This window comes from Paenarthrobacter sp. CCNWLY172, assembly GCF_037402035.1.
Lineage (GTDB): Bacteria > Actinomycetota > Actinomycetes > Actinomycetales > Micrococcaceae > Arthrobacter.
Window position 1 is genome coordinate 1 of the sequence record NZ_JBBEGB010000022.1, and the last position, 22,068, is coordinate 22,068.

The window sequence follows — 22,068 nt, forward strand, 5'->3', positions numbered from 1 at the left end:
GGAGAGTAGGACACCGCCGGACAACCATTAAGGCAAGAGCCCCGACCACAGGTCGGGGCTCTTCCCCTTTAACCACCTTTACCACCCCCTTCAAATTCCTGCGCCGGCGGTAGAGTTGGTGGTCATGGAAAACCTCTTCAGCCACCCCGCCTCTGAACCCGAACCGTCCCAGCAGGCAGGCGACGCACTTCAGCCGCTCATCTTCACTGTTGTGGTGCCCACCAACGTTTCGCATGCTTTCCAGGGATTCACTGATCATCCGCACCTGTGGTGGCCGCTGGAGCAGGAAAGCGTGTTTGGTGCGGGGTCCCATGTTGAGTTTGAAGAGAACCTGATTCTTGAAACGGCCGAGGACGGCCGGACGTCGGTGTGGGGCACTATTGATGACTGGCAGCCCCCGCTGTCCTTCCACGCCAGTTGGTACCCGGCTGGAACGCCGTTGTGGTCCACGGAGATCCGGGTTGTTTTTGGTGCCGTGGATGAGGGCACGGAGGTACGCCTGATCCACGACGGGTGGGAAGGTGCCGAGGATCCCGTAGCGTCCAGGGCATCTTACGCCGAGGGCTGGCCCCGCGTGCTGGCATGCTACGTACGGTTCATGGGTGGAGCCAGTGCCTAGGGTCCGCCGGCTCCAACCCAGTGATTGGCGTTTGCTGCGTGAGGTGCGGCTGGAGATGCTCAAAGACACACCCATGGCTTACGTGGAGAGCCTGGAGTCAGCGCGGCGGCAGACCGATACGCAGTGGCAGGAACGTGCGGCTGCAATGTCCGGGAACTGCAGCCTTACATTGGTTGCCGATGCAGGCCAGGACGGCAGCACCTTCTGCGGATTGATGCGTGTGGTGGTCAAGGACCGCCAAAGCACGGAGAAGCCGCTGCAGGCCATGCTGCTCAGCGTCTACGTGGCACCCGGGCACCGGGGGCTGGGATTGGCCGACGAACTCCTCAACGAGGCGTGCAAAGCCGCCTCGGAAGAACTCGCTGCCGGGAGCATCCAGCTCGGGGTGCATGAGGACAATTCAAGGGCGCTGGCCTTCTACCGGCGTCACGGTTTCGAGACCACGGGTGCCAGCAGGCCTTATCCGCAGGACACTTCCAAGCTTGAGCTCACCATGGAGCGCCAGCTGTCGTAGCAGTCGGCTCGAGGAGCACAGCAAGGAGCTGCTAGAAGGTACCTGCTTTGGGCACCGCGGTACTGGAGCGCACCACCAGCTTAGTGGGGTGTTCGGTATCGGCCGGTTCCAGGACGAGGCCCTTGGTGATGGCACCCAACAAGGTGCGGACGGCCAGCGCTCCTTGGCCTTTGGCGTCCTGGTCGATGGTGGTCAAGCCCAGGACGTTGCCGAGATCATGTCCGTCGATCCCCATGACCGAGAGGTCATCCGGGATGCGGAGCCCGAAGTCCCGCGCCGCGAGGATGGTGCCGATGGCCATTTCGTCGGAGGCGGCGAAGACGGCGGTTGGCCTGTCCGGCGCACTGGCCAGCAGCTGCCGTGCCGCAGCGTAAGCGCCTTCAATGGTGAAGTCAGCGGAAACGATCCATTCGGGCCTGACGGGACAGCCGGCGTCGTTCATGGCTTCTTCGAATCCGCTCCGACGCGTTCCTGGAAGATGGAAGTCCTGGTCGTAGGCTTCGTTGCCGGTGATGTGCGCGATCTTGGTGTGCCCCAGACCGAGCAGGTGGTTGGTGGCCTTTCGCGCGATCGAGGAGTCGTCGATCCTGATGGTTGATGCTCCGGGTAAGGGCCCGCCAATTCCGACGATCGGCCGGTGCATGGCGTGGAGCTGCTGGAGCTCGTCCTCGCTCAGTTCCAGCGATACCGCGATGACCGCGTCCACCCGCTTGCGCAACAGGAAGTCGTTGAAGACGCTGTGCCGGTGCTCGGGGTTTTCCCCGATGTTGTACAGGGTGAGGTCGTACCCCGCTTCAAGCAGCGCGGCCGATGCGCCCTCGATCACCGCTGAGAAGAACCAGCGGTGGACCGAGGGCACCACCAAGCCAACGTTGTGCGTGCGCCCGGAGGCCAGGCTGGAGGCGTGGTAGGACAGCACGAAGCCCAGCTCTGATGCGGCGGCGCGGGCACGCTCCCGGCTGGTCGGCGATACATTGCCCTTGCCGCTGAGCGCCCGTGACACGGTGGCAACGGACAGCCCTGCTCGCTCGGCCACGTCCTTGATGCCCGTCATGCCGCTCCTAGGTGAAAAATCAGCTGACTGTCAGCCAGATTGTCTCCCCTGAGCCTAGTTGATCGGCGCCTGATGCAGGGGCGCTGCGCAGGATGGTGCTACCAGCCGGAAGCGGCAGGGGATCGGGGCCTACGTTCATGATCACCAGGGTGTTGCCATTGAGGTACGCCAGCGAGGACCAAGTGCAGTAGTCCTCAACCCAGGCCAGGGAACCTTGCCCGAGCCGGAGCGTGGCGCGTTCGGTGAGCATGGCGCGGTACAGGTTAAGGTGCGACGCCGGATCGGACTCCTGCAGGTCCCTCGCCAGCGTGGGCCAGGACTCGGGCTGCGGCAACCAAGGGTCCATGCCGCTGCCAAACCCGGAGTGGGGTTCGGCCGAACGCCAAGGGAGCGGCACGCGGCAACCGTCGCGGCCGATACGGGCTCCGCCGGTGCGGGCGAAAGTGGGATCCTGGCGCATGCTGCCGGGAATGCTGGAAGAATCGGGCAGGCCCAGTTCTTCGCCCTGGTAGAGGTACGCGCCACCTGGGAGGCCGAGCATGAACATGGTAGCCGCGGCAGCCCGGCGTCGTCCGAGTTCTTCGTTGGGCTGCGCGTCGTCGGGGCCGATGCCGTCTCCGTCGCGGGGACCAGGTCCGTCGTACCCGAAGCGTGAGACGTGCCGGACAACATCATGGTTGGACAGTACCCACGTGCTGGGGGCGCCGACGGCGTCGAGGGACACCAACGAGTCGGTGATGGTGTGGCGCAGGCGATGTACGTCCAGGCCGGCGTGCAGGTAAGGGAAGTTGAAGGCCTGGTGCATTTCATCAGGGCGGACCCACTGCGCCAGTCGGGGGAGCGGATCCACATTGGCTTCCGCACAGAGGATTCGGTCCGGGCCGTACTCTTCCAGGATGGAACGCCACCGGCGGTAAATGTCGTGGAGGGCAGGCTGGCCGAACATCGGAGCGTCCTGGCCCGGGAAACCATCGGAGCTGTTGCCGTCGGCGCGGCCGCCCCAGTTGGGCAGGCCGGCTGCCTTGACCAGCGCGTGGGCTACGTCCACCCGGAAGCCGGAGATGCCGCGGTCCAGCCAGAACCGGAGCACGCGTTCGAATTCAGCGTGGACGGCTGGGTTGTCCCAGTTGAAGTCCGGCTGCGAGGAGTCGAAGAGGTGCAGGAACCATTGACCGGGCTGACCGTTCGGCTCGGTGATACGCGTCCATGCCGGACCGCCGAAGTGCGACTGCCAGTTGTTGGGCGGCTCGCTGCCGTCGTGCCCCTGGCCGTCGCGGAAGATGAACATCTCCCGCTCCACGCTGCCTGCACCCGCGGCAAGTGCTGCTTGGAAGGCGACGTGCTGGTCGGAGCAGTGATTGGGGACGAGGTCCGCGATGACGCGCAGGTTGAGCCTGTTGGCTTCGGCGATAAGGGCGTCGAAGTCGGCCAAGGTGCCAAACAGGGGATCGACGTCGCAGTAGTCGCTGACGTCATAACCCGCGTCCCGCTGGGGTGAGCGGTAGAACGGCGACAACCACACGGCGTCGACGCCCAACGCCGCCAATTGCGGGAGTTCTGCGGTGATGCCCGCCAAGTCTCCGACGCCGTCGCCGTTGAGGTCCCGGAACGAGCGCGGATAGATCTGGTAGATCACAGCGGAACGCCACCAACCGTGGGCCGCGGAGGCATCGTGGATCGGGGTCAGCTGCGTAAAAGCTGCAGTGGGCTCGTGGGTCGCAACCGAGAGCAATGAATCAACGGACATGAACACATCGTAGAAGAGAATTCCCCAAAGTGTAAACGTTTCCAGTCCTAAGGCTACTGTCTTTGCAATGCGGCCGACGGCTGGGCTTTTCAAATTTGCATGCCGCCCTGTACTTGGTGGAAGCGCTTGCAGTTGATTCGGTGGTGGCCCGCTGGCTGAGCCGCCGTTCAACCTCGATAGCTGGAGGATCGACGTCGGCAATATGACAGGACGCCTGGGATCTGTAGATCTCAACCATGAGGTTGCCCGGCTTATCGCGGACCGGGTTCGTGAGATCAACCCGAACGCGGCCCTGCTGGCGGCGGAATCCACGGCCGACGCCGCCCCCGATTTCACTGGCGAGCACTGGCCAGGCGCCATGACCTACTCCAACCTCACCCGCCCGCTGTGGTCGTGGCTCGCCAAGGACGCCCCCAACATCAACTTCTGTGGCTCGCCCCCAAACAGGGCCGCACAGGATCGACGCCGAGGACTTCCTCGCGACGCACCAGGACCTCGCCGCGGGATTTAGCTGGAGTGTGCGACAAAACAACATGAACGCACTGAACACGCACGACACGGCGCGGGCGGGAACGGTCATGATCGACGGCGGCCCGGACGTGGGCGCCGCGCTCACCTTCTGCCTGCCGGGGGTGCCCGTGGTGTTCGCCGCCGACATTGTCCTGGACAACTCGGTTCTCAGCGACGCGCAGCTCGAAGCGTTCCTTGCCTCGCCGCTGCACCGCTCCGGAACAGTGACGTCGGCACCTGCCCAGCCAGCCGGCGTCGAGGGTGTCTATCTACGCGCCGACGGCATCTCTGCCGGGATCTGGGAGCTGCCCGGAACGGTGATCCCCGCCGGGTAGCAGGTGGGTGTGGCCGTGCTCTGCCGTTCTGTGCTGGCTAGACTGTGAGCACCAAAACACTGCGAAGACTGCCGGTTTGGCGTGTCCGCGGTGCGTACGTGGAGGGACCACTGTGTCGGACGAAACGGCTATGGCCGGAACATCAGCGGAAAGCATCACTGGCAGGACGACGGGCCATCGGGAAGCCTCCCAGCCCACAACTGGGCGGCAGTTGTTCCTGAAGGAGCTCGCATCCGGACTACGTGCCGGGCAGGTGGCAGAGGATGAAGAAACCCTCACCGTGTACTCCGTCGATCAAGGACCACTGCTGGAGCGTCACCTGCCGCTCGCCGTCGTCTGGGCGGAATCGGTGGAGGACGTTCAGCACATCGTTCGCAGCTGCGCCGCGCACCGGATTCCTATCGTGGCCAGGGGAGCAGGCACCGGTGTGTCCGGCGGAGCCCATGCCACGGAAGGCTGCATCGTCCTGAGCCTTGAACGGATGACCCGCATCCTGGACCTCAACCCGGACGACGAGACCGCCGTCGTCGAGCCCGGCGTCATCAACGCCGATCTGAACGCTGCCGCCGCAGAGCACGGCCTCATGTATGCGCCTGACCCCGCAAGCTACAAAATGTCCACCATCGGTGGCAACGTGGCCACCAATGCCGGGGGACTGCGATGCGCTAAATATGGCGTCACAAGGGACTCCGTGCTGGCACTCGACGTCGTCATGGCTGATGGCTCGTTGATGCACACCGGACACCAGACCTTTAAGGGAGTTGCCGGCTACGACCTCACCGCGCTGCTGGTGGGCTCCGAAGGGACGCTGGGGATTGTGGTGGGCGTGACCGTCCGCCTGAAGTACCTGCCGCGAGAGGTCCACACCATTGCGGCGTTCTACCAGGACTTCCGCAGCGCGGCCGCCGGAGTGCTCGCCGTGGGCAAGGCCCGGGTCCAGCCGGCCATCATGGAACTGCTAGATAACGGAACCCTGGTGCAGTTGGATGAAATGCATGGAGGTGACCTCCAGACCCGTGGCAAGTCGCTGCTCCTGATCCAGACCGATGGCTTCGGCGCGGCTGCGGAAGCGGACGTGGTGCGGCAAGTGCTGGCCGCAGGCGGCGCAACGGTGACCACCGAGGCCAGCGAGGAAGCCGAGATGCTGGTGGAACTGCGACGCAACAGCCGGGGCGCGGAAGTGGATGACGAATTCAGGGTTGGCGAGGACATCGCCGTGCCACGATCGCGGTTGGTGGACTTCGTGGCCGAGCTCGAGGCCATGGCGGCCCGCTTCAGCGTGATGCTTAAGGTGGTGGCGCACGCCGGAGACGGCAATCTGCACCCGACGTTCTGGATGGAACGTGTGGACCCTGTTACCGATGCGGCTGCTTTGGAGCGGCTCAACGCGGCGTTGGATGAATCCATCCGGATAGGCCTCGAAATGGGTGGCACCATCACCGGAGAGCACGGCGTGGGGCAATACAAACTGCGCTGGCTGGGCCTAGAACAACCGGAGCCCGTGCGGGAGTTGCAGCGGCGGATCAAGGAGCTGTTCGATCCGCAGGGAATCCTGAATCCGGGAAAGGCAATTTAGGTCTTCTGGTATTCCAAAAGGTCCATGCGGCCTGCCTGTCACATCTGATCAGCTAAATTACCTGCATTTACTTCCCACCATTCTCCCCCTAGGCTTACTTGGTATACCAAAGTTGCTATGAGGAGAAGATGTGCGCGAGAAGCGGCAGGCCCGGGTTGGAGCAAGTCCGAGGTTGATGACGGGCTTGGTGCTGCTTGCGCTGGTCATGGTGTCCATCAATCTCCGGCCCGCCATCACCACCATCGCCGGTGTGATGGACCAGATTCCGGACGTCTTCGACCTTGACCCCGCACTGCTGCCGCTCCTGGGAACCTTGCCGGTCCTGGCGTTCGGAATCTCCGGGCCGATGGGACCCTGGCTGGCTCGGCGATTCGGAACCGGTCCAGCGGTGGCCATTGCGCTCACCGCCTTGGCCGCCGCGCTGGTCCTCCGGGCCACAGTCCCGGCGCTCTTGCTGCCGGGCACCTTCGTTGCAGGCATGGCGATCATGACAGCCAGCGTGCTGGTTCCGCAGATCGTCAAAGCCAACCGGGGCACAGGCTGGTGGACAGGGCTCTGCACCATGGGCTTTGGACTGGGGGCCGCGCTGGGGGCCGGCCTGGTTCAACCTCTCCAGCAGTCCTTTGGGGGGAGCCTGGCAGGGGCGCTGGCTGTGTGGGCGGTGCCGGCACTCTTCGGAGCTGTCCTCATCCAGCGCACCGGAAGACGCCCGACGGCGGCACTGGCTGCCGCGGGCAAAGCCACCTCAGCGGCGGGGGACGCTTCGACGCCGCGGTGGGATGCGGCGTCGTCCGCTGTTGTCCCCACCGCACCCGCTATGCCCCTGCGGAAGCAGCGCACAGCCTGGGCGGTGACGGCATTCTTCGGGCTCCAGGCGATGCTTTACTTTGCCATCACATCCTGGCTGGCCGTGTACCTGGTGTCCCGGGGGCTCGCGTCCGCGGACGCTGCAGCGCTCTTGGCCTGGTTCAGTCTCGCGGGGCTCCCGGCCAGTCTGCTGGCCCCGGTCCTTGCCAGCCGACCGGCCATTCTGCGCTGGATGGCTCCGGGACTTGGCGTGCTGGTGGCCGTGGCACTGCTCGGTGTTCTGGTGGCACCAGCGGAGCTTCAGTTCCTTGCTGTCGGGGTGCTGGGAATCGTCCAGAGCGCCGGATTCGGGCTGGCCATGGCCCTGGTGGTGATTCGCTCGGCCGGACCGCAGTCCGCGGGACGATTGTCCGCCATGAGCCAGGGATTTGGGTTCGCGGCGGCGTCGCTCGGTCCACTCGGAGCGGGGCTTCTGCACTCGATGACCGGCGGGTGGGAAGCGACGTTCTGGGCGCTCGCGGCCGAGGCTGTGGTGCTGGCAGGCGCTGGCTTCTTTGCCATCCGGGGGCCGTTGGTGCGGGTGGATGAGGTTGGGCTGGTTGAGGAGCGTGACATGTCCACAATAGGCGTGGCAGCAACGAACCCCGCCGCGAGATAGGTTGCCAGAGCGCCCTTGCTGACGCCTTCTGCGGCCACCACCACAATGGAGGAACCCATCTCCCGCAGTACAGCGGCTCCCGGCGGGGGTGATCTCCACCCCGTAGCCGCGCTCGCGATCGTCTAAGGCGCTTAGAAACCTCCGGCTAGATATCCCGATTGCGCTATCCGCAGGCCCAATCGAACGTATCGGATTCCAGATCGAATTGAGCGTTGCCGCCACCGCCGAAGTTGAGCCCCGAGATCTCTTCCAGTTCGAGGTACCAAGGGGTAAGCCCGTCAGGCATCGCTTGGATAGGGAAGGCCGTTCCGCCCAAGTGGCTTCTGGCGAATAAGGGTTCTGCCCAGTCCGCGAGACTGCCCGCATCTGTTGAGGGATGGACATACCCATCGGGGCCGACCTGATCTCCCCAGAGTTCGACGGGTGTCTGCCAGCATTCGGATCGACTCGCGGTATCAACCAAATGTCGGTGGTTGGTTCGACGTTGTCCCAAGCATTAGTACCTTGCGACTCGTCGACATGCTCACCCTTGGCACGAAGGTCGGGACGAGGTGCCGTAGGGCCGGCAGCCAACTCATCATGCATGAGCCAAAGGATCGCAAATTCTCCATCGATCAGGTCTCTGCGCCTAAGCAGGCCGGGATGGTTCTCGGCTGCTGCAAGGTCGCGCAGGAATGGATCGGTTGATTCAGCGCTCGGCATGGGAAATTCGTCTTCCACTGCGAATTGGCCCTCACCAGCAAAAATTGCAATCCCTGGAAACTGGGCACCGCGCCTTTGGAAGTCTGCGGGTAGCCAGAGAGTCAGCACATGCATCATGGGCAAACCAGTGTTGAGGCTTCGTGGCCAGTGTTCCCAACGAACACCCGGCCCATGACTTCCTGTCCACCCTGAGGGCGGCTGGCTTGGCAGGGCAGCTTCGACAGTTCGTCCTGGTGCTTTGCCAAGGCCAGTGCCACAACCAAAGGCCAGGTTCCAAGCGATCATCTCGGTCATGGCACCACCATATGGGGCTACCGGCCACAAGTTGGTGAGCTAGGAGAAGGCGTCCGGTTGAGGATCCTTTATCGGACATCCCTGCTCTTGGCCGCCACCTGACGCGCCGGGACTTATTGCGGGGTTAGTGTGGCTGCTGTATGCCGAGGTGATGGAGGATGAGCTGTGGATGCGCATGATCGGGTTCAGTTCGACCTCGATGAGGATGAACGTGAGGTCCTGCGTCGAGGCCTCATGGAATGGGCTGGACCGGCGGACCCCACGGAGGCCATGGCCTTGGCTATGGGCTTTCGTGACGTTGCTGATTTGTTTGCTGAAGGCGAGCGGATTGCCGGGTTCATCCGGGACGGTCAATCCCTGACAAAAGCTGACTGGCGCCGGGCCCTGCTGGCCACCGAGATTGTTTTCGTTAGCAGCACCGTTGGTGTTGGGCTGGACTGGTCCGTGGTCACCGGCTATCAAGACGACGAAACGATAAGGATCCTCAGGGCCATCCAGCGCAAGTTGGGTGGCAGTAGAACGTGGCCCGAGAAGGGGACTTCGACAGCCGAGTCTCCGGAACGCGATGCGGAGTGGACAAGACCGCTCTGCCCTCCGCCGGCCAGTTGGAAGGTGCCGGTATACCCGCAGGTGGAGCCGACTGTGGCTCTGCCTGTACAGGCGGGGCGGGAGGTTGGGCATGTCGCGGGTGTGGGATCCGTGGCAAAACGTCAACAGACAAGGCGGATAGCTGAAGGCTTGGCGCTAGGTGTCCTGGCCTACGGCGTAGAACGACTGCCCAGCGAGAGGCTCGCATTAGAGACGGCGTTGAACAGTGCCTGGGAGTCTTGGCCCAGAGCAGGACACTTCGGGAACGTATACGGGCCAGAGGCCGGGAGGGACATCTGGGCTGGTATGGAAAAGTCGGGAAGCCGCCGCGGCGTTATCGCGGCGTGGGAGGACCACTCCGTTCCTCACCTATTGCCCGCCTTTGAGGAAATGCCGATCGCCGATTGCCTGAATCGCGTTGCCGACGACAAAGCATCAGCAGATGATTGGATTTACCTTGGGTACCTATTCCTGAAAGCCCTGCACCAAACAACCGTGACCGGGCCTCAAGGGTAGTCGTTTCGGGTAGGCCTTCCCGAGGGGGAGCCCAAGAAGCGACACCTCCGGCGCCACCTCAGCGCCCATAGGGCAACATCGACCTGAGTTCTTCTGCACGAATAGCGCTGGCCTGACGCTGGCCTCGGGTGAATCTTCTGGCCTGCAAATCCAGGACCGCCCGGCTCCCCACCGGTCCCACGCCCAGCAGTTGACCCACGCGACGAATTGCTTCGTCCACGGCCGCCAAGCAGTCCGCAGCACCACGGGCTTAAGGACAAGCAGCCGTTTCTGTGGATCGTGAGAGCATCATGGAGTGACCGACAGTACTTTGCTTGAATTGCCGCCCCTCTACGAGTCCCTGACCTGGCTCACCCCGCTCTCCGAGGAACGCGCCGCGCACCTTTTGGCGTTTTTGTCCGAGCCGGCGCCGGCTGAGGTTCTGGACATGGGGTGCGGATGGGGTGAACTACTACTTCGGGTTTTGACGGCGGCCCCGCAGGCACGGGGACGCGGAGTGGACAGTGCTGGCTCGTTCATCGACCGAGCCAGGCAACAAGCTGTGACTCGTGGGCTGCTCGGCAGGGCGAGGTTTGATTCGATGCCCGGGCTCGAGGTCCAGGATCGCCCCGCAGACGCTGTCATCTGCATCGGCGCGAGCCAGATCTGGGGGCCGCCGGTAGAGGACGCGCAGCCGCTCGACTATGCCACAGCCCTGCGCGCCCTTCGAGCACTGGTGCTTCCCGGCGGCCGGCTCGTCTACGGCGAGGCAATCTGGTCAGCCACACCTCATCCGGCTGCCACCGCCCCTCTGGCCGGACGCGATGACGAGTACCTCACCCAAGATGCGCTACGCGAGCAGATCCGCGCCGCTGGTTTCGAGGTGGTGGACGAGGACCAGGCAAGCGTTCAGGAGTGGGATGTCTTCGAAGCCGGGTATCGCGGCAGGTTCACCCGTTGGCTGGAATCACATGATGCCGATCATCCCGCCGCAGGGCAGGTCCGCCGGCGATATGAGGAACAGCGCGCCGCATATGAAGAGGGCTACCGGGGTGTACTCGGGATGGCGTATTTCTGCCTAAGGGGCTAGGAGTCGGCTGCGCCCCTGGCCGAACCGGCGCTTCTTCCGATACGTGAGCACCGGCCGGAGTTCTCAGTCGAGTACTACGACGGAGCCGGCGAGCACTTGCCAGCGCCCGTCAATGATCCGCCATTCCCGGTGCCAGAGCAGCTGGATCTCGATCTGTGATCCGTTGATGTGGAGCACAGCGCGGGCAGTGGTATCTGTTGTGCCGCTGCCGTCGGATTCGAGGGTGCGCCGGTTGGTTTCCTCGATTCGGGCAAAGTTGGTGGCCCCAGTGCGGTGTGCTTCCAGATCTGCCTTCTTGGTGAGGACGGTGCCCTCAGGGTCGATGAACTTCAGGTCATCGGAAATGAGCCGGTCCAACGCTTCAAGGTCACTCGCTCGCATGGCATCCAGGAGTTCGTCTTCGGCGGCATCCATTGTGCGGCCAGCATTGTCGTGGGTGGTCGCATCGAAACACTAGCAGCGCCTTGGGCTGGTGCCGCTGAAGAATGTCTGTCGAGATTGGCCTTCGCGCCCGCGTCATGACCGAGGAGCCGGCACTACCCCCGCCCTCGTCCGGTAAGCCGTGGCCTGTTGAATATCAGGGGCCCGGCGTATCCTCTGCGGTATGACGACTTCACCAGCCGGGACCAATCAACCAGGCACGCCCGCCACGGAAATTCTTGAGACCAACCAGTGCTGGGAGCTCCTCCGCGGAGTCTCAGTGGGACGGCTTGCCGTCTGGGTGGACGACCACCCGGACATCTTCCCGGTGAACTACAAAGTGGACCACGGAACCTTGGTGTTCCGGACGGGTGAAGGTACCAAGCTCCATGCCGCCCTCAGCGACGCCCCGGTGGCCATAGAGGCTGACGGCGTCAACGTCGAAACGGGCGTGGCGTGGAGTGTGGTGGTCAAGGGCCAGGCGGCCGCGGTGAAGCTTACCGAGGACGTCTTGGACACCGTCGGGCTTCTCCTGTTTCCGTGGGAGGCGGGGCAAAAGGACCAGTTCATCCGTATCACCCCCACCACCGTGACGGGCCGCCGTTTCACGGTGACACCCCCGGTCACCTGGTGGACCCCTTTGGATGATGCGCCCACAGGGCGGAGCGAGTAGCGCTAGGGTCGTCGCTGGACCAGTTCCAACTGGTCTGCCACCACCTGGCCGGCATGGATCACCGTGCGGTCCTTGCCCCGGTCCATCACAGTGGAGGCCACCGTTTCGCCGTCCACCAGCAGCAGTTCCGCTGGGTCGCCAACCTCGACGCCGGGACGGTGGGCAGTGTTCTTGAGCCGGGTCGCGTTGGGGTCAAGGATGCTGGCGCCGCCGATGGTGGCGATGGCCAGGCAATGTTCGATCAGCTCGTCCTTGCGGAAACCGTGAGTGAAGGCGAGTTGCCAGGTGCGGTCCAGCATGTCGGTGTTGCCGTAGGGGGACCAGTAATCACGCTGGCCGTCCTCGCCCAAGCCCAATCGGACCCCGGCCTCGGTGAGGAGCGGGATGGGCAGTTGGCCGGCAGCGGACGGAGCAACCGATGCGAGGGAAACATCCAATTCCGCGAACGCATCAATCAGCCTGCGGGTGGTGGCCTCGCTGACGCTGCCCAGCTGGTAGGCGTGGGACATGGTCACCTTGCCCTGCATACCCAGCGCGCGCGTGCGCTCAAGCACCAGCTCCGTGCTGAACACACCCAGCTCGCCCGGTTCGTGGAGGTGGATATCGATGGGAACCTGGTACTTCTCCGCCAGGCCGAAGACGATGTCGAGGTGCTTCGCCGGGTCCCGGTCCAGCGTGCAGGGATCGATGCCACCCATCACGTTGGCCCCGGCTTTCAAGGCCTCTTCCATAAGGTCAACAGTGCCCGCTTCAAGCAACAGTCCAGCCTGCGGGAAAGCGATGATGTCCACCGAAGCCTGACCGGCAAACTTCTCCTTGGCAGCAGCAACGGCGTCGAAACGCTCCAGCCTGCAGTCCACATCCACCTGCGCATAGGAACGCACGCGGGTGGTGCCCCTCGCGATCATCCGCCCCAGAGTGTCATTCACCCGATCCTGCAGCGGGACCTCGGCGTTGCGCCAGTTCTGACGGTCGTTCATCATCATGGTCCACACGCCCGGACCGCCGGTGTGCTCTCGGAAAGGCAAGCCGATCCGGGTGGAATCGAGGTGGACGTGGACGTCGGAGAACGACGGGAGCAGAATCCGGCCGCGGCCTTCAACCACGGTTGTGTCGCCCGGGACAACGGTGGCAGGGTCATGCGGCTTCACGGAGGTGATCTTGCCGCCTCCTTCGGCGGCAACGAGGGTTACGTCGCTCAGTGCTTGCCCCCAAGGGCGGACGGCGCGGATCAAGGTGTTCAATGGTTGCTCCCTTGGTGGCCGCCCCTGTTCAACATCGACTCGACGAAGACAGTGAAAGCGGATGCTGTGAAATTCTTGTATACCAAAGTACCGTAGGGCTAGCGTCACTCAAAGGACTGGCGTCGGCATGAAAGGAAGTTCGACAGTGGCTGAGGCGATGCCGGGTACCGGAAACGGCCGTGATGATGAGGCCCGCGCGGAAAACGTCTACCAACTGGTGTTGGAAGGCATTGTCACGGGTACCTACGCGCAGGGCATGCGCTTACGCGAACGCGAACTTTCCGAACTCTACAACGTGTCCCGCATACCGGTCCGGGAAGCCATCCAGCGCTTGGAGCAGGACGGTTTTGTCGCAACGTTCCCGCGCCGTGGTGCCGTGGTGCGCCAACTGACACTCACGGATGTCAATGAGCTCTTCGATATCAGGCTGTGCCTTGAAACCTTCGCCGCGCGCATGGCTGCCACCCGTGTTGCCGAAGGCAGCGATGGCGGACGACTCGAAGAACTCATGGAAGCGTCCAAGACTGCCATCGACGAGGAGCGGACAGACGACGTTGCCGTCATCAGCGCCGAGTTGCACGCCGAAATCGTCCGCCTGTCCGGCAACCGGCTCCTGATCGAATCCGTGAAGCCCCTCTTTGGCCGGATGCGTTGGATCTTCGGGCTGGCCCACAACCGCAGCAACGAACTCCAACGCGACGAGCACACGGAACTGTGCAATGCGATTCTGAAAGGCCGGCCGGACCTGGCCTACTCGCTGGCATACTCGCACATCGAGCTGGGGCGGGAACCAGTCCTGGCCGGCCTCGCCGAAACCCTGGAACCGTAGTAGTTATAGAGCTCGACGTCGGCACTCACCTGAGTGCCGACGTCGAGTTCGTCTCACCGTGCGTCAGTCGTCGGCGTCCGGGTATTCGTCCTCGTCTTCATCGTCGTACCGGCCGGATTCCTCCACCTCGACCTCAAGGATCTTCAGCAGCTCTGTATCCGGGTTCAGCATGATGGCAGCCTCGTCGCGACGGTGTTGCAGCACAGTGTCCAGGTAGGACTGAACCGTCTCTGCCAAGGGGACGTACCTGTCCTGTTTCTGGCTCATGTACCAGCGATGCTCCAGGACCTCGTGTACCACTTCCGCGGGCTCCAGCTTTCCGGCCAGGTGCCGTGGAATGGAACGGACTATGGGCTCAAAGATCTGGCTGACCCAAATGTGGGCGCTGATTTCCTCGTCCAGGTCCGGGTTGTTGTCCGCCCGGAATTGGTCCATGTCGTTCAAGAGCCGGCGGGCCTGGTTCTCTTGGGCGTCCAACCCGGTCAGGCGCAGCAAGCGACGCTGGTGGTGGCCGGCGTCGACCACTTTGGGCTGGAGCTGGATGGTGGAGCCGTCCGCCGTGGTCTTGATGGCGTATTCCTCCACGTCGAAGCCGAGCTCGTTGAGGCGCCGGATACGGGCAGCCACGCGCCACCTTTCTCCCAGTTCGAAGGACTCCTTCTCGGTCAGCTCTGTCCAGAGCCGGCGGTAGCTGTCCATGATCAGCTCGCTGGTGGCGACTGGGTCCACTTTCTCTTCGATGAGCCCGCCGTCCAGCAGGTCCATCAGTTCACCAGCGATGTTCACGCGGGCGATTTCGAGGTCGTATTCACGTTGGCCCATGGAGAGGTCCGGATAGAGCTCGCCCGTTTCGGCGTCCACCAAATAAGCGGCAAAGGCCCCGGCATCACGGCGGAACAACGTGTTGGACAGCGAAACGTCGCCCCAGTAGAAGCCCACAAGATGCAAGCGGACCAGCAGCAGTGCCTGCGCGTCAATGAGCCGGGTCAGGGTGTCCTTGCGGAGCATCTGCGAGAACAACGCGCGGTACGGCATGGAGAACTTGAGGTGCCGGGTCACCAGCACAGGGTTCAGCGGCCGGCCATCCGCGGTGGTGCGTCCTGTGATCACAGCAACCGGCTCCACGCACGGAACATCCAGCCGGGCCAGCTTCCGCAGCATGTGGTATTCGTGGCGGGCCACGTGCTCGGAGGTTTCCTTGATGGCGATGACCGAACCACCCAAGTGCGCGAAACGCACAATGTGCCGCGAAATACCGCGGGGGAGCGCCGCAAGGTTCTCCGCCGGCCAATCCTCCAAAGCGATGTGCCACGGAAGATCCAGCAGTTCAGGATCGGCCGAAGCCGCCGTGATGTTCAGGGAACCGATGACGCTCGCGGGCGGTGCCGTGTCCTGCGCACTCGCCGCTTCAGTGCGGGGGAGCTTGCCGATCTGCCCGTAGTCGGTAGGTTCGTCGTGCCACTGGGCTCCGTTTTGCTCGCTCATGCCTCAATTGTTCCGTACTCGGGGGTGGAAGACGTTCCGGCTTCCGGGAACGGCCACTTCGAGGTGGCTGACCACTCGACGTCGGGTGCGGCCTGGAAGGCGACGCCTTGGTGGGCGAGCCGCTCGCCCAAGGCGCCCAAACGACGTCGGAAGTCACCAGCGTTGCGGACTTCCTGGCCTGACCACGCGACTTCCGCCAAGGAAACAGCCCGGGGGTAGAGGAGCCACTGCGCTTGCTCGTTGTTCCGTACGGTTTCTGTCCACAGGGGTCCTTCGACGCCGAGGACCTGGTGGTCCTTGAGGCCGCCCTGTGCGGGATCCCAGTTGTAGTACTCGGACCAGGTGAAGGGCCCGCCTTCCACCCATTCGAGCCCGATGGGGCTGTCAGAGGCATATTTTTGGTCCAGGTATGTAGTGGCGGCGGGAGACATGATCACCTTTGCGCCGCTTTCTTCAGCCTGCCGGACCACCGGGGCGAAATCACCGTGCCAATACTGGATGACGGCACCTTCCGGGAGTTCGACGGCGGCGAATTCGTTCCAGCCCACCACCGTCTTGCCGGTTTCGGCACCGATCCGGACGAACTGCTGCACCATGGCCACGTAGTCGTCATGGTGGGTGACCTTCGCTTCGTCGCCGCCGATATGGAGGTACGGGCCTGCCGTGATGGCGGCGAGTTGGCCAAGGACCTCGCGGACAAACTCGTACGTAGCGGGCAGATCTGCCGATAAAGTGGACCAGCCCACCTCGGCTGTGGTGCTCATGGGCTTGGCTTGGCCGTCAGGGTTGAGCTGTGGAATGGCGGCGAGGGCGGCGTTGACGTGGCCGGGGAGGTCGATTTCCGGCACTACCAGCACGTTTTTGGTGGCCGCGTAAGCCTGGATATCCCTGAAGTCCTGCTGGGTGTAGAAGCCGGAGTTGCCGCGGGGAGGCGTGGCGGTGGAGACCTCAACCGCGCCTTCGCCGCCCACCTCGGTCAGCTTGCGGTAGGGCAACCCCAAAGGATTACCGGCAGCCCCGGGATCGTGGATTTCGATGCGCCACGCTTGATCGTCCGTGAGATGCAGGTGGAGGGCGTTCAGCTTGAACTGGGCCATGACGTCGATCTGTGCCTTGACCTCCTCCACCGTGAAGAAGCTGCGGGCAACGTCCAGCATCAGACCGCGGTACTGGAACCGCGGCGCGTCGGCGATGTCGACGGCGGGAATCACCCATTCGACGTCGCTTGCGTCCGCCTTCTCAAGGGACGAAGGAAACAGCTGACGGAGCGTCTGCACCCCGTTGAAGAGTCCAACACTGGTGACGGCCGTGAGCCTGACGCCAGCCTCGGTGACATTGAGCGCGTACGCTTCCGGGCCGCCGTCGAACGCTTCCGAGAACTCAAGGGAGATGTCACCGGGGCGGGTGGCCTCAACGATGGGCAGTTCGAAACCGGTGCCGGCGCGCAGCAGCGAGGCCAACTGTTCTGCGAGCTGCGTGGCTGGGGCTGTGGCGCTGATCCGTGCTGTGGGGGCAAGTGTGAAGGCAGGGCTGTCCAGGAGTGCGACGTGGGAGGGGCGGGGGATCAAGGTGTCCGTCGTGTTCATGCCATTCTTTCGCAGGAGTTAGGTTAACGCGAGAGCGGCCCGACCTGGAGGGGTCGGGCCGCTTTCATGCGGAGTTATATGACTGCCGGTGGGACTAGTCGCCCAGGCGGAGGCCGGTCTTGGTGTCGAACAGGTGCACGTGGCCGGACTGCGGACGAACGAAGATGGACTCGCCCTTCATCGGGGGGCGACGACCGTCGACGCGTGCAACGATGTCGTGGCTCTTGCCATCGAGGATGGTGTGGCCGTAGACGTAAGCGTCGGCGCCGAGTTCTTCGACAACGTCAACCTCAACCTGGAGGCCTTCGCCGTTGCCGACGGTCTCAAGGTCTTCCGGACGCGAACCAACGGTGACGGTCTGGCCGTGAGCCTCTTCGAGGATGTTGCGCGGCACGGGGTAAACCGTTCCACCGAACTGGACACCGCCGTCGACTACCGGCAGTTCCAGCAGGTTCATGGCAGGGGAGCCGATGAAGCCTGCAACGAAGACGTTCTGCGGGCGGTCGTACAGGTTGCGCGGGGTGTCAACCTGCTGGAGCAGGCCGTCCTTCAGCACTGCGACGCGGTCGCCCATGGTCATGGCCTCAACCTGGTCGTGCGTCACGTAAACGGTGGTGACACCGAGGCGGCGGGTCAGGGATGCGATCTGCGTACGGGTCTGGACGCGAAGCTTGGCGTCAAGGTTGGACAGCGGCTCATCCATGAGGAAGACCTGCGGGTTACGGACGATTGCACGACCCATGGCAACACGCTGGCGCTGACCACCGGAGAGAGCCTTCGGCTTGCGGTCCAGGTACTGCTCAAGGTCGAGAAGCTTGGCGGCTTCGCGAACACGCTCGGCGCGCTCTTCCTTGGAGACGCCGGCGATCTTCAGGGCGAAGCCCATGTTGTCGGCAACGGTCATGTGCGGGTACAGGGCGTAGTTCTGGAAGACCATTGCAATGTCGCGGTCCTTCGGCGGAACGTCGGTGACGTCGCGGTCGCCAATCAGGATGCGGCCGGCGTTGACGTCCTCAAGGCCTGCGAGCATGCGCAGCGAGGTGGACTTACCGCAACCGGAGGGTCCAACGAGGACCAGGAATTCGCCATCGGCGATGTCGATGTTGAGCTTATCGACGGCGGGCTTATCTGTGCCCGGGTACAGACGCGTAGCGTTATCAAAAGTAACTGTAGCCACAGTTATCAATCCCTTCACCGGCAGGTACGTGCCGGACGATCCGTTGTGAATGGTTCATTTTCTTCAGTTGAACTCCCCGGCCAATGGCCGGGGAGGATCATGTGACGTCGCACGGTACTGTGCGTCACATCACATCCAAGAGTATGTCAGACTTTTGGACTTACTACCTAACTGTTACAAACATCACATGTAGCCATGGTCACACGCTAAGCCTCGGCGGTGACCTTCCGGCGCTCCCTTAGAAGGGCTTCCAGCAACTCCGCCACGTGTACCGGCGCCTCCACCCTGTACTGGGCCTGAGTGAAGTCCAAGCCAACCTTGATGCCCACATCATCGCCCAGGAGCCGGCCCAACGCGTCCTCATCGGTGACGTCGTCACCTGCGAACAGGATGGCAGTGGCGCCGGTTGCCTGACGCAGGAACTCAACGGCCTCGCCCTTGGAGGCGTGAACCACGGACGTCTCCAGCACACGTTTGCCCGTTTTGAGGTAGACGCCCGGATGCTCCCGGAGCACCCGCATGGCGGCCTCGACGGCGTCTTCCGCGACGTCGTCGTCGGCCATCCTCGTGTGGAGGACGACGCCGGCGGGCTTGTCTTCGAGCAACGTCCCCGGAGCGATGTTCACGATTTCCGCGAGGACCTCACGCACCGAGGCCAATCTGCTGCGCTGCTCATCGTCCAGTTCCAGGCCAAGGGATCCTTCGCCTAGCCACACTTCAGCCCCATGGCTGCCGATCAGCAGCGTGTCTGCCGGAGGTGAAGCGACCAGCCGCAGGCTGTCCAGGGCCCTGCCTGAGATGAGTGCCGTCGTCGTGCGCGGAAGTTCGGCGAGGCTCGCCAATGCGGCAGCCGAGCGGGGCAGGGGGCGGGCATCCTCCGCCCGGTCCACGATGGGGGAGAGGGTGCCATCGAAATCGAGGGCTACCAACAGATGCTCCGTGCCGGAAATGCGCCGGACTGCTTCAAGCAACTCCGGTGACAGGGAAAGACTCTCAGCTGTCATCGCGCACCACCTTCTCTTCCAGGGCGGCCAGGAACTCCGCCGACCAGTGATCGACGTCGTGATCCAGAATTTGCTTGCGCATCAGCTTCATGCGGCGGCGCGCTTCCTTGGCGGGCATGTTGATGGCCCGCAGAACGGTGGACTTGAGTCCGTCGATGTCGTGCGGGTTGATCAGGAGCGCCTGTTTGAGTTGGTCGGCAGCGCCGGCGAATTCACTCAGGACCAACGCGCCGTCATCCTCGGAACGGGCCGTGACGTACTCCTTGGCCACCAGGTTCATGCCGTCGCGCAGCGCGGTGACCAGCATGACGTCCGCAGCGAGGTACAGCGCCACCATTTCTTCCACCGGGTAGCTGTGGTGCAGGTAGCGGACCGCAGTGTTCTGGATGGTGTCGTAGGTGCCGTTGATGTGGCCCACGGTGCCTTCGATCTCCTCGCGGAGCAGCCTGTACTGTTCAACCCGTTCCCGGCTGGGGCTGGCCACCTGAATCAGGGTGGCGTCCTCCACCTTGATGTGGCCGTCCGCCAGGAGTTCCTCGAAAGCCTTGAGCCGGTGCCGGATGCCCTTGGTGTAGTCCAGGCGGTCCACGCCCAGGAGGATGGTCTTCGGATTGCCGAGGTCCTTGCGGATCTGCTGTGCGCGCTGGATGATCTCAGGCTTGGACGCGAGCTCGCGGATCTGGGCAACGTCGATGGAGATCGGGAAGGCCTGCGCCCTGGCAATGTGCGTGACCTCGCCGTCGGGACCCTTGACGTGCACCTGCTGCTGCTTGACGCTGGCGCCCAGGAAGCGGCGGGCTGAACGCATGAAGTTGCCGGCGTCGCTGGGCCGCTGGAAGCCCAGGAGGTCCGCCCCGAGCAGGCCGTCAATGATTTCACGGCGCCACGGCAGTTGCGCGAAGATCTCCGGCGGCGGGAAGGGGATGTGGTTGAAGAAACCAATTTTGAGGTCCGGCCGGGTTTCGCGCAGCAGGCGGGGAACCAACTGGAGTTGGTAGTCCTGCACCCACACTGTGGCACCGTCGGCGGCATGGCGGGTCACGGCGTCGGCAAACTTCCGGTTGACCTTGCGGTAGGAATCCCACCACGTACGGTGGAACTCCGGCGGCGCAATGACGTCGTGATAAAGCGGCCAAATGGTCGCGTTGGAGAAGCCTTCGTAGAACAGCTCGACATCGTCGCTGCTCAACTGGACCGGTATGAGGTCCATACCTTCATGGCTGAACGGGCGCACCGTCTCGTCCGGGGCGCCATGCCAACCCACCCACGCGCCGTCGGACTTCGTCATCATTGGCGCGAGCGCCGTTACGAGACCGCCGGGCGAACGCCGCCAACCGTCGCTGCCATGTCCGTTGTCGTCGCTGATGCGGTCAACGGGCAGCCTGTTGGAGACCACCATGAAGTCGAACTTGGTTGCCGTGGGCTTCTTGACGGGAGAAGCCCGAACGCCTTCTTCGGTCTTGAGTTTCTCGCTTGCCAAATCCTGCATTAATGCTCCCTGGGGTTGCTGTGACTCAACTCCCAGCCTACTAGCGGAATCTTCCATGGCACTTGATCGTTCAACAACCGGGCAAGGGGTCTGCGCCAGATCTTCAAGTTTGCTCCCGTAAACTGACCCCGTTGCCCTAGCTATGCCCTTTGACGTCGAATACCCCGAGGAACTGATGAGCCCCGCAAACGAACAACGCCTGTCCAAGGCTGAACGCACCGCCCAGGCACGGGAAAAGGCGCGCGCAATCCGTGAAGAGCAGCTGAAGAAGGACAAGCGCAACAAGCTTTTGGTCGGCTGGGGCATTGTGGTTGCCGTTGTGGTCATCATCGCCTTGGTGGCGTTCGTGGTCATCGGCCAAGCGCAGAACAACGCACCTATCGCCGATCAGGGCCCGACGCCGGCCAACGGCAACGTCCACGGCGGCGTGACGCTGCTCGCCAACAGTGAAGTTGTTAAGTCGGAGCCGGCCACCGTCAACGTTGCCGACGTCCCCAGCCCTGCAGCTACCCCGCCTGCCACCGTGACGGTGCCTGGCGGCGAAGCCGAAGCCGGCAAGCCCGTCAAGGTCATTGCCTACATCGACTTCATCTGCCCCGTCTGCAAGCGGTTCGAGACCACTTACGGAGAGTCGCTGACCAATCTCCGCAATGAGGGCAAGATCTCCCTTGAGTACCGGCCCCTCGGGTTCCTGGACCGCCAGTCCACCACCAACTACTCCTCCCGCGCGGCCAACGCTGCTGCGTGCGTAGTGAACTCATCCCCGGAAAAGTACGCGGACTTCTTCAACTTGCTCTTCGAGCGCCAGCCGGCTGAAGGCGGAGCGGGCATCTCCGACAACGACCTGAAGAAAATGGCCACCGAGGTTGGTGCGGCCAACATCGACACCTGCGTTGACAGCAAGCAGTTCCGTCCGTGGGTGAAGGTTGCCACGCAGGAAGCTGCGGCAGTAGGCATCACCGGCACTCCCACCGTGTTCATTGACGGCAAGCAGTGGGACGGCAGCACCGATCTGAACGCTGAAATCCAGACGGCAGTTGACGCCAAGGGCTAGTAGCCCCCGCTGAATGCACGACGGCGGCCGGTCACCCTTGTTGGCCGGTTCTAGCGGTCGTTGCAACACCCAGAATTTTTGGGAGTTGCAACGACCGTGTCGTCTTTAAAGAAGGTAC

21 protein-coding genes are annotated in these 22,068 nt (G+C 63.4%); 11 read left to right on the forward strand and 10 right to left on the reverse strand.

The genetic code is table 11. The features are described from left to right. The first annotated feature begins 124 nt into the window (after positions 1 to 124). Both WBN73_RS21000 and WBN73_RS21005 read left to right on the forward strand, forming a co-directional pair. Positions 125 to 619 (forward strand): hypothetical protein, encoded by a 495-nt coding sequence (locus WBN73_RS21000; protein WP_280626936.1) that lies wholly within the window; start codon positions 125 to 127, stop codon positions 617 to 619. Next, entirely contained in the window at positions 603 to 1,133 is a 531-nt protein-coding gene (locus WBN73_RS21005; protein ID WP_280626937.1) for a GNAT family N-acetyltransferase, read from the forward strand. The genes WBN73_RS21000 and WBN73_RS21005 overlap by 17 nt, the downstream gene beginning before the upstream one ends. A gap of 31 nt (positions 1,134 to 1,164) precedes the next feature. Here the strand turns inward: WBN73_RS21005 and WBN73_RS21010 are convergent, their stop codons facing one another. Together WBN73_RS21010 and WBN73_RS21015 are read right to left on the reverse strand one after the other, a co-directional pair. Further along, the gene (locus tag WBN73_RS21010) at positions 1,165 to 2,187 is read right to left on the reverse strand and encodes a LacI family DNA-binding transcriptional regulator (protein ID WP_280626943.1); all 1,023 of its coding nucleotides are present in this window, start codon (positions 2,185 to 2,187) and stop codon (positions 1,165 to 1,167) included. Between the two features lie 19 nt (positions 2,188 to 2,206). Beyond that, positions 2,207 to 3,934, reverse strand: coding sequence for a glycoside hydrolase family 13 protein (locus tag WBN73_RS21015; RefSeq protein WP_337341247.1), 1,728 nt, complete (start codon positions 3,932 to 3,934; stop codon positions 2,207 to 2,209). Positions 3,935 to 4,136: 202 nt separating this feature from the next. Here WBN73_RS21015 and WBN73_RS21020 point away from each other — a divergent pair, with 202 nt between their 5' ends. The 4 genes from WBN73_RS21020 to WBN73_RS21035 all read left to right on the forward strand — a co-directional run bounded on the left by WBN73_RS21020 (position 4,137) and on the right by WBN73_RS21035 (position 7,820). Then, a complete protein-coding gene (locus WBN73_RS21020) occupies positions 4,137 to 4,445 on the forward strand; it encodes a hypothetical protein (protein ID WP_337341246.1) in 309 nt (102 codons plus the stop codon). A 22-nt stretch (positions 4,446 to 4,467) separates the two neighbouring features. Then, positions 4,468 to 4,779, forward strand: a complete 312-nt coding sequence (locus WBN73_RS21025) for a hypothetical protein (protein ID WP_337341245.1) — start codon at positions 4,468 to 4,470, stop codon at positions 4,777 to 4,779. Positions 4,780 to 4,909: 130 nt separating this feature from the next. Beyond that, positions 4,910 to 6,355: an FAD-binding oxidoreductase gene (locus WBN73_RS21030; protein WP_337341248.1), complete on the forward strand. Its 1,446-nt coding sequence runs from the start codon at positions 4,910 to 4,912 to the stop codon at positions 6,353 to 6,355. A 130-nt stretch (positions 6,356 to 6,485) separates the two neighbouring features. Further along, on the forward strand, positions 6,486 to 7,820 hold the full coding sequence (locus WBN73_RS21035; RefSeq protein WP_337341244.1) for an MFS transporter: 1,335 nt from the start codon (positions 6,486 to 6,488) through the stop codon (positions 7,818 to 7,820). A 163-nt stretch (positions 7,821 to 7,983) separates the two neighbouring features. Here WBN73_RS21035 and WBN73_RS21040 read toward each other — a convergent pair whose 3' ends face one another. Further along, positions 7,984 to 8,106: a hypothetical protein gene (locus tag WBN73_RS21040; RefSeq protein ID WP_337341243.1), complete on the reverse strand. Its 123-nt coding sequence runs from the start codon at positions 8,104 to 8,106 to the stop codon at positions 7,984 to 7,986. A gap of 875 nt (positions 8,107 to 8,981) precedes the next feature. Here WBN73_RS21040 and WBN73_RS21045 point away from each other — a divergent pair. After that, positions 8,982 to 9,920 (forward strand): hypothetical protein, encoded by a 939-nt coding sequence (locus WBN73_RS21045; RefSeq protein ID WP_337341242.1) that lies wholly within the window; start codon positions 8,982 to 8,984, stop codon positions 9,918 to 9,920. A 295-nt stretch (positions 9,921 to 10,215) separates the two neighbouring features. Further along, positions 10,216 to 10,989, forward strand: a complete 774-nt coding sequence (locus WBN73_RS21050) for an SAM-dependent methyltransferase (protein WP_337341241.1) — start codon at positions 10,216 to 10,218, stop codon at positions 10,987 to 10,989. Between the two features lie 63 nt (positions 10,990 to 11,052). Here WBN73_RS21050 and WBN73_RS21055 read toward each other — a convergent pair whose 3' ends face one another. Next, positions 11,053 to 11,403 carry a nuclear transport factor 2 family protein gene (locus tag WBN73_RS21055; RefSeq protein ID WP_337341240.1) on the reverse strand — a complete coding sequence of 117 codons (351 nt, stop codon included), beginning with the start codon at positions 11,401 to 11,403 and terminating at the stop codon, positions 11,053 to 11,055. A gap of 190 nt (positions 11,404 to 11,593) precedes the next feature. Here WBN73_RS21055 and WBN73_RS21060 point away from each other — a divergent pair, with 190 nt between their 5' ends. Next, on the forward strand, positions 11,594 to 12,082 hold the full coding sequence (locus tag WBN73_RS21060; RefSeq protein ID WP_280626958.1) for a pyridoxamine 5'-phosphate oxidase family protein: 489 nt from the start codon (positions 11,594 to 11,596) through the stop codon (positions 12,080 to 12,082). Positions 12,083 to 12,084: 2 nt separating this feature from the next. Here WBN73_RS21060 and WBN73_RS21065 read toward each other — a convergent pair whose 3' ends face one another. Continuing rightward, on the reverse strand, positions 12,085 to 13,326 hold the full coding sequence (locus WBN73_RS21065) for an amidohydrolase family protein (protein WP_337341239.1): 1,242 nt from the start codon (positions 13,324 to 13,326) through the stop codon (positions 12,085 to 12,087). Positions 13,327 to 13,453: 127 nt separating this feature from the next. Between WBN73_RS21065 and WBN73_RS21070 the strand changes: the two genes are divergently transcribed. After that, positions 13,454 to 14,155, forward strand: a complete 702-nt coding sequence (locus tag WBN73_RS21070) for a GntR family transcriptional regulator (protein ID WP_280626961.1) — start codon at positions 13,454 to 13,456, stop codon at positions 14,153 to 14,155. Positions 14,156 to 14,218: 63 nt separating this feature from the next. On the opposite strand, the gene WBN73_RS21075 is transcribed toward WBN73_RS21070, so the two are convergent. From WBN73_RS21075 to WBN73_RS21095, 5 genes are all read right to left on the reverse strand, one after another. Then, on the reverse strand, positions 14,219 to 15,640 hold the full coding sequence (locus tag WBN73_RS21075) for a DUF4032 domain-containing protein (protein WP_089593812.1): 1,422 nt from the start codon (positions 15,638 to 15,640) through the stop codon (positions 14,219 to 14,221). Further along, positions 15,637 to 17,226, reverse strand: a complete 1,590-nt coding sequence (locus WBN73_RS21080; protein WP_337341238.1) for a beta-N-acetylhexosaminidase — start codon at positions 17,224 to 17,226, stop codon at positions 15,637 to 15,639. Before WBN73_RS21080 ends, WBN73_RS21075 begins: the two co-directional genes overlap by 4 nt. A 94-nt stretch (positions 17,227 to 17,320) precedes the next feature. After that, complete coding sequence (locus WBN73_RS21085; protein ID WP_207596410.1) at positions 17,321 to 18,403, reverse strand: ABC transporter ATP-binding protein; 1,083 nt, start codon at positions 18,401 to 18,403, stop codon at positions 17,321 to 17,323. 206 nt (positions 18,404 to 18,609) lie between these two features. After that, a complete protein-coding gene (otsB, locus tag WBN73_RS21090) occupies positions 18,610 to 19,407 on the reverse strand; it encodes a trehalose-phosphatase (protein ID WP_337341237.1) in 798 nt (265 codons plus the stop codon). Further along, positions 19,397 to 20,896 carry an alpha,alpha-trehalose-phosphate synthase (UDP-forming) gene (locus WBN73_RS21095; protein WP_280626965.1) on the reverse strand — a complete coding sequence of 500 codons (1,500 nt, stop codon included), beginning with the start codon at positions 20,894 to 20,896 and terminating at the stop codon, positions 19,397 to 19,399. Before WBN73_RS21095 ends, otsB begins: the two co-directional genes overlap by 11 nt. Positions 20,897 to 21,071: 175 nt before the next feature. On the opposite strand from WBN73_RS21095, the gene WBN73_RS21100 reads away from it, so the two are divergent. Next, positions 21,072 to 21,950, forward strand: a complete 879-nt coding sequence (locus WBN73_RS21100; RefSeq protein ID WP_207596422.1) for a DsbA family protein — start codon at positions 21,072 to 21,074, stop codon at positions 21,948 to 21,950. The last annotated feature ends 118 nt before the right edge of the window (positions 21,951 to 22,068 follow it).